Genomic DNA, 7,181 nt, shown 5'->3' with positions numbered 1-7,181 from the left:
GTCGCGCCACCGCGCCGGCACGCAAGCCGGCCGTTCGCGAACCGGCCCTCGCCAGCGAGGGCGACTGGCAGGAGTTCTAGTTCCCGGCCCTGACATTGATTGATCCATAGACACCCCGCTTAGGCGGGGTGTTTTCGTTTCGCCCACCCACAATGAGATTCTCGTCACAAAATTGAAAGAAAGCCGACCGATTTCGGCAAAACGGCAGCTGAATAGGATCAAGTCCGTACGCACCTGGGCCGTTAAGAAGGGACTCACGTGGCCTGGGAGGGCGGCGCATGGCGACACCCGATTCCGCAACCACCGCGCCCCATCCCGTATCGACCGCCCGCGCCGTCGCAGGCATCGCCGCCCTGGCGCTCTGGCTCGGCTGGGTGATCCCGCTGCTCTTCCACGATGCGCCCACCCGCAACCCGTCACTGGGTGCTGATCCGGCTATCTGCGCACCCACCGTCGTACGTCGTTGACGTCCCATACGCCGCTCATGCCAGAAGGAGTCGTCCGCATGTCCGCACCCCGCCCCACCCCGCATTCGCTTGTGGGTCATGAGAACGTGCCGTATCTGCAGGCCCTTGCCGCCGAGGCGGATCGCCTGTTCCTGGCAGTGACCGCGCTGCTGACCGCGATCTCGCTGGTACTGGCCTGGCGCAATGGACTTTGGACGCCCGCCCTGGCCATCAGCCTGCCGAGCCTGGCCCTGGTCGCGCTGCAGACCCGCTGGCTGCCCGGTACCCGCCTGTCGCGCTGCACCGTCGCACTGGTCTGGATGGTGCTGGCCGCCACGTTGATCCACCAGACCCACGGCATGCTGGAAACCCACTTCGGCGTGATCGTGCTGATCGCGCTGCTGCTCTACTACCGTGACTGGCTGCCGATCGTGGTGGCCGCCGCCGCGATTGCCGTGCACCACGTTCTGTTTTTCGTACTGCAGAGCCGCGGCCTGGACCTGCCGGTGTTTGCCGCCGGCAGCGGCTTCGGGGTGGTGCTGCTGCATGCCGCCTACGTGGTGGTGGAAACCGCGCTGCTCTGTGCCATGGCCGTGCAGATGCGCCGCCAGTTGCTGCTGCTGGGCCACGATCCACGCGAACTCGCGAGACTGGCGCGCGGCGTGGCCAATGACCAGCCCCTGCCGGCAGACCTGCATGAAGCCCAGTTTCCGGCCGACTCACTGGCCCGCGCGATGGTTCACAGCAGTCATCAGCTACTGGCCAGGCGCGAACAGGAACAGGCCGGGCTGGATGAGATGCTGCGCGTGCGCGCCGCGCTCAACGATGTCACCACCAACGTGATGATCGCCAACGCCGAGCGCACCATCGTCTACGTCAACCGCCCGCTGCAGCGCATGCTTGCCGGTGCCGAGGCCGATCTGCGCAAGGACCTGCCGCAATTCAGCGCCAGCGACCTGGTCGGCCGCAACATCGACATCTTCCACCGTCATCCGGAGCACCAGGCCCGGTTGCTGGAAACGCTCGAAAGCACCCATCGCGCACAGATCCGCGTCGGTGGCCGGGTCATGCAGTTGATCGTCAACCCGATCATCGCCGCCGATGGCAGTCGCCAGGGCTTCGTGGTCGAGTGGGCCGACCGCACCTTGGAAGTGCAGGTCGAAGAAGAACTGGAGCACATCGTGCAGGCTGCGGCTGCGGGCGATTTCAGTGGCCGGGTCGTGACCGAGGGCAAGCAGGGCTTCTTCCTGCAGCTGGCACAGCGTCTCAATGGACTGCTGGATGCCAACGCCAGCAGCATCGAGCAGGTCTCCCAAATGCTCGCCGCACTCTCGCGCGGCGACCTGACCACGCAGATGCACGGCGATTTCCAGGGCGTGTTCGCACGCATCCAGGACGACGCCAACGCCACCATCGCCCAGCTCACCGACATTGTCGGACGCATCCAGAGTGCGTCCAACAACCTCAACGACGCCGCCGGCGGGATGGCGCAGGGCAACGCTCACCTGGCCAACCGCACCGAACAGCAGGCCGCCAGCCTCGAAGAAACCGCGGCCACCATGGAGGAACTGACCGCCACCGTGCGCCAGAACGCCGAGCACGCGCGCCAGGCCAACCACCTGGCCAGCGAAGCCGCCGACGTGGCCGCACAGGGCGGTGCCGTGGTCGGTGAAGTGGTGGACACCATGGGAGCGATCGAGGCAGCGTCGCGCCGGATCGGCGACATCATCACCGTGATCGACGGCATCGCCTTCCAGACCAATATCCTGGCGCTCAACGCGGCAGTGGAGGCCGCGCGCGCCGGTGAGCAGGGCCGCGGCTTCGCCGTGGTCGCTACCGAAGTGCGCACCCTGGCGCAGCGCTCGGCCGATGCCGCGCGCGAGATCAAGGGACTGATCGCCGATTCGGTCGACAAGGTCGCCCACGGTGCCCAACTCGTCAACCGGGCCGGGCAGACCATGGGCGGGATCGTCAGCGCGGTCGGCCAGGTCAACACGATCATGGGCGAGATATCCGCCGCCTCGCAGGAGCAGTCCATCGGCATCGAACAGATCAACCACAGCATTGCCCAGATGGACGCGGGCACCCGCCAGAACGCCGCGCTGGTGGATGCGTCGCGCCAGGCAACGCAGGGCATGGAAGAGCAGGCAGGTATCCTGGCCGAAGCGGTAGCCCGCTTCCACCTGCACGATGCGGCGAGCCCGCTGGCCGTCATGCAGCGGGTCCGCGAGATTGCGGACGCGTCACCGTGAACGCGTTCCTGGCCAGAACGGCCCTACAGAAGTGTGACCGGCTGCCGATAAATGCAGGGAGACCCGGTAACACCCAGCAGAATCCATGTCCGTAGGCAGCCTTGACGCACACGACACCGCCCATGCCGCCGAAGACGACGGCACGGACGACCGTTTCCTGGTCCGCAATCCGCGCCAGATCCGGCAACTGCTGCAGGCGTTGATCGACCAGCGTTCGCTGATCAACGCCCATCTCGGCGGCCGCGACCAGTCATTCCCGACTGCGATCCTGGAACTGGATGAGGACGAGGACTGGCTGCTGCTCGATGGCAGCCCGTCGCCAGCCGCCAACCGCGCTGCCGAAGAGGCCGGCCACCTGCTCTGCTTCGCCCAGCTGGACCGGGTCATGGTCCGGTTCCGGGTGGACCACCTCGAACGTACCGGCGACCACCGCCACATCGGCTTCCGCGCCCCATTCCCCACCGAACTGGTGCACCTGCAGCGCCGTGAGCTGTACCGCCTGGAAACCCCGATCACCGACTCCCCGCACCTGCTGTTCCCGGTCAACGAAGACCGCAGCGAGGCCCTGCACCTGCGCGTGGTCGACATCAGCGCCGGCGGCCTGGCGGTCACGGTCCCGGCCAGCTGCAACGCCTTCGCCCTGCAGAAGCGCTACGACGCCCGCCTCGACATGCCCGACAGCGGCCCCCTGCAGGTCTCGCTGATCGTCTGCAACCAGCTGAACATCAAGATGGCCAACGGCACCGAGACCAAGCGCATCGGCATGCGCTTCGACGGCCTCCCCCGCGGCGGCGACAGCGCTATCCAGCGCTACATCTTCCGCATCGACCGCCAACGCAGCGCTAGAAAGAACGGCGACTGAGGTCAGTTTCGATCCGGGGTCATGCCTTACCGGATGTTGGCCATTTCACGGCCGTCGTCTGTCGACCGACGCTACCGGAGCAGTGCGCATTTGATCTTCCATGGCAGCCGACCAGCTGTCGGGGGCCATCGGGCACGGGGGTACGGGACACTCGGCGCCATGGATGGCGTCCGAGTAGCCTCCATGGATGGATTCACGGCGTGTCCCGTACCCCCGTACCCGATGGCCCAAGCTCCTAGTGCCTCCGGCGAGGCGAGCTGTTCGCGTCAAACTTTGACGCTAAAGACAACTAGATCCAGGCCGATATCCAGCGTGACACCCGGTTTTTTTCGACCGCCACGCCCGACCCAGGATCTTCCCGATGAACGACAGCAACAAGAATGCCGCCAGCAGCGGCGGCGAATTCCTCAGCTTCACCCTCGGTGCCGAGCACTACGGCGTGGACATCCTCAAAGTCCAGGAAATCCGCGGCTACGATTCCGTCACCCGCGTTCCCGATGCGCCGGACTACATCAAGGGCGTCATCAACCTGCGCGGCACCATCGTGCCGGTCATCGACCTGCGCCTCAAGCTGCGCCTGGAAGACGCCCGCTATGACGCCTTCACCGTCATGATCGTGCTCAACGTTGACGACCGCGTCGTTGGCATCGTCGTCGACAGCGTGTCCGACGTGATCCCGCTCAATGCCGACCAGATCCGTCCCACCCCCGAGTTCGGTGCCGCCGTCGATACCCGCTTCATCTCCGGCATCGGCACGCAGGACGATCGCATGCTGATCCTGCTCGATATCGAAACCCTGCTCGACAGCGCCGACATGGGCCAGGCCCAGCACCTGGAAGATGCGGCCGCTTGACGCACCACCGTGAAGAAATGTGATGAACAGCACACATTCTCACTTCAGTTGTGTCGCGTTTGGCCGATAGCTCGTGTCAGGACCTCGTGCCGTGGGTATTCCACGGCCAGGCCATCCATCCAAATCCCCCGGAGTATCTCCCGATGAAGTCTCTGCTTGCCGTGTTCTCGGTCGCCGTGCTGGCCACCTCTGCTGCTCCCGTTTCCGCCCAGTCCGCCATGATCCCGCCGGAACTGGCCCCGCGCTCGGTCGGCAAGGACGGCATGGTCTGCGGCAAGGTCGAAAAGGCCCGTTACGCTGAAGGTTCCGAAGGTCAGCCGACCTTCCTGTACATGGGCGGTGCCTTCCCGCGCCACACCTTCTCCGCCCGCATCGCCGGTGCCAACCGCGGCAAGTTCAACTTCCCGCTGGAAACCCTGGAAGGCAAGACGGTTTGCGTCATCGGCACCATCCAGCGCGACGCCTCCCGCGCTGAAATCGAAGTCAGCGGTCCGTCCGGCCTGAAGCTGGCCGACATCAAGTAATTCCCGTACGCCCTGCCACGCCGGCACTGGCCGGCGTGGTCGCTGCAACCGGGACACGCCCGGACGCGTTTGCCACTGGAGAGAGTGCACCACCATGCAATGGATCAATAATCTCAAACTGATGCCGAAGCTGATGCTGACGTTCGGCGTCCTGCTGCTGGTGATGCTGCTTCAGGGCATCGTCGCGTACCGCGGCCTGCACTCCCTCAACAATGTCACCACCGAACTGGCCGGCAACCGGATGGAAAGCATCCGCATGGCCGGCGAAATGCGTGGCATGCTTGGTGAGTACCGTAACTCGGCCTACCAGGGCCTGATCCGCGCCAGCGACGACGTCAAGGCCGAAGCCAAGACCCGTGCTGCGGATCTGCGTACCAAGATCGATGCGTCGATCAAGAAATACCCCGAACTGATTGACAGCCCGCAGCAGAAGAAGCTGTTCGATACGTTCGCCAAGGAGTGGAAGGACTCACTGGCCTCCTACGACTCGGTTACCGAGATGCTGGAGCTGGACCTGCCGGATGACGCCATCGATACCTTCGTCGGCGAAACCCGTGCCAAGCACTTCAAGGCATCGGCCGCACTGGAAACGCTGATCGCCGAAGACAACCGCCTCGCCCGCGCCTCGCGCGAGGAAGCCGAATCCACCTACGCCGCCTCGGCCACCCTGACCGTCATCGCCCTGCTCGGCGGTGCCGCCCTGGGCCTGGTGCTGGTGTACCTGTTTGCCCGCTCGCTGGTCGGCAGCGTCCGCGGTGCCGTCTCGGTCGCCAATGAGGTCGCGGGCGGCAAGCTGGACGGCCACATCGACATCACCCGCAAGGACGAAGTCGGCGACCTGCTGCAGGCCATGCAGCGCATGCAGCGCGACCTGCGCGAGCGCACCGAGACCGAACAGGCCGTCGCCCGCGAAAACCTGCGCATCCGCACCGCGCTGGACTACAGCTCCACCGGCGTGTACCTGACCGACGACACCCTCAACATCGTCTACGCCAACCGCGCCCTGGAACAGACCCTGTCCCAGTACCAGGACGAACTGCGCAAGGACCTGCCGGCGTTCGACGCCAGCCAGAGCCTGGTCGGCCGTCCGCTGACGGTGCTGGAACACAACGGAGAAACCGACCCGGCCCTGCTCGCCAACCTGAAGCAGAACGGCGTCGCCCGCCGCGCCATGCAGTTCGGTGATGCCCAGTTCGCCCAGGTGGTTTCCGTCATCCGCAACGAAGACGGCCACACCGTGGGCCACGTGGTGGAATGGCGCGACCGCACCCCGGAAGCACTGGTGGAAGCAGAAGTGGCCCGTGTCATTGCCCAGGCCGCCGCCGGCGACCTCAGCGGCCGTATTGCCGCCGAAGGCAAGGACGGCTTCTTCCTGCAGCTGGCCCAGCAGATCAACGGCCTGCTCGACGCCAACGCCAGCAGCATCGAACAGATCTCCAGCCTGCTCACCGCGCTGTCGCAGGGCGACCTGACCGCACGCATGCACGGCGATTTCCACGGTGTGTTCGCCACCATGCGCGACGATGCCAACGCCACCGCCGAACAGCTCAGCGGCATCGTCACCCGCATCAAGCAGAGCAGCCAGGCCATCAGCCAGGCCGCCAGCGAGATCGCCACCGGCAACAGCGACCTGTCGCGCCGTACCGAACAGCAGGCGGCCAACCTGGAAGAAACCGCCGCCTCGATGGAGGAACTGACCTCCACCGTGCGCCAGAACGCCGAGCATGCCCGCCAGGCCAACCAGCTCGCCATCGGCGCACACACCGTCGCTTCGCAGGGCGGTGAAGTGGTCGGCCAGGTGGTCACCACCATGAGCGCGATCCAGACCAGCTCGAAGAAGATCGCCGAAATCATCTCGGTCATCGACGGCATCGCCTTCCAGACCAACATCCTGGCGCTGAACGCCGCGGTGGAGGCCGCACGTGCCGGCGAACAGGGACGCGGCTTCGCCGTGGTCGCCTCCGAAGTGCGCACCCTGGCCCAGCGTTCGGCCGGTGCTGCCAAGGAAATCAAGGGCCTGATCGATGATTCGGTCGGCAAGGTCAATGACGGTTCGGCGCTGGTGCACAAAGCCGGCCAGACCATGGGCGAGATCGTCGCGTCGGTGCAGCGCGTCACCGACATCATGTCGGAAATCTCGGCGGCCTCGCAGGAACAGTCGGCCGGTATCGAGCAGGTCAACCAGACCGTGGTGCAGATGGACGAAACCACCCAGCAGAACGCCGCGCTGGTGGAAGAAGCCAC

General features: G+C 65.5%; 6 protein-coding genes. All 6 read left to right on the top strand.

Annotated features, from left to right (window positions below; all coding sequences use genetic code 11):
* Positions 1–278 precede the first annotated feature (278 nt).
* Complete coding sequence (locus EGJ34_RS19475; RefSeq protein ID WP_125362104.1) at positions 279–467, top strand: hypothetical protein; 189 nt, start codon at positions 279–281, stop codon at positions 465–467.
* Between the two features lie 38 nt (positions 468–505).
* Entirely contained in the window at positions 506–2,698 is a 2,193-nt protein-coding gene (locus EGJ34_RS19470) for a methyl-accepting chemotaxis protein (RefSeq protein ID WP_125362103.1), read from the top strand.
* Between the two features lie 85 nt (positions 2,699–2,783).
* Positions 2,784–3,560, top strand: coding sequence for a flagellar brake protein (locus tag EGJ34_RS19465; RefSeq protein WP_125362102.1), 777 nt, complete (start codon positions 2,784–2,786; stop codon positions 3,558–3,560).
* A 361-nt stretch (positions 3,561–3,921) separates the two neighbouring features.
* Complete coding sequence (locus EGJ34_RS19460) at positions 3,922–4,413, top strand: chemotaxis protein CheW (protein WP_125362101.1); 492 nt, start codon at positions 3,922–3,924, stop codon at positions 4,411–4,413.
* A gap of 143 nt (positions 4,414–4,556) precedes the next feature.
* Positions 4,557–4,937 (top strand): hypothetical protein, encoded by a 381-nt coding sequence (locus EGJ34_RS19455; protein ID WP_125362100.1) that lies wholly within the window; start codon positions 4,557–4,559, stop codon positions 4,935–4,937.
* A 94-nt stretch (positions 4,938–5,031) separates the two neighbouring features.
* Positions 5,032–7,181 (top strand): methyl-accepting chemotaxis protein (locus tag EGJ34_RS19450; protein WP_125362099.1); only part of this gene is annotated, 2,150 nt, incomplete at its 3' end.

The sequence above is a fragment of the Stenotrophomonas sp. 278 genome, from assembly GCF_003935715.1.
Taxonomy (GTDB): Bacteria; Pseudomonadota; Gammaproteobacteria; order Xanthomonadales; family Xanthomonadaceae; genus Stenotrophomonas; species Stenotrophomonas maltophilia_AH.
Note: the sequence above shows the minus strand (reverse complement) of the source record. Positions and strands in the feature narration are given on the sequence as shown.

Excerpts from the sequence above, each read along its gene's own strand:
- EGJ34_RS19475 (WP_125362104.1), top strand. The coding sequence starts at position 279 with ATGGCGACACCCGATTCCGCAACCACCGCGCCCCATCCCGTATCGACC.
- EGJ34_RS19470 (WP_125362103.1), top strand. The coding sequence starts at position 506 with ATGTCCGCACCCCGCCCCACCCCGCATTCGCTTGTGGGTCATGAGAAC.
- EGJ34_RS19465 (WP_125362102.1), top strand. The coding sequence starts at position 2,784 with ATGTCCGTAGGCAGCCTTGACGCACACGACACCGCCCATGCCGCCGAA.
- EGJ34_RS19460 (WP_125362101.1), top strand. The coding sequence starts at position 3,922 with ATGAACGACAGCAACAAGAATGCCGCCAGCAGCGGCGGCGAATTCCTC.
- EGJ34_RS19455 (WP_125362100.1), top strand. The coding sequence starts at position 4,557 with ATGAAGTCTCTGCTTGCCGTGTTCTCGGTCGCCGTGCTGGCCACCTCT.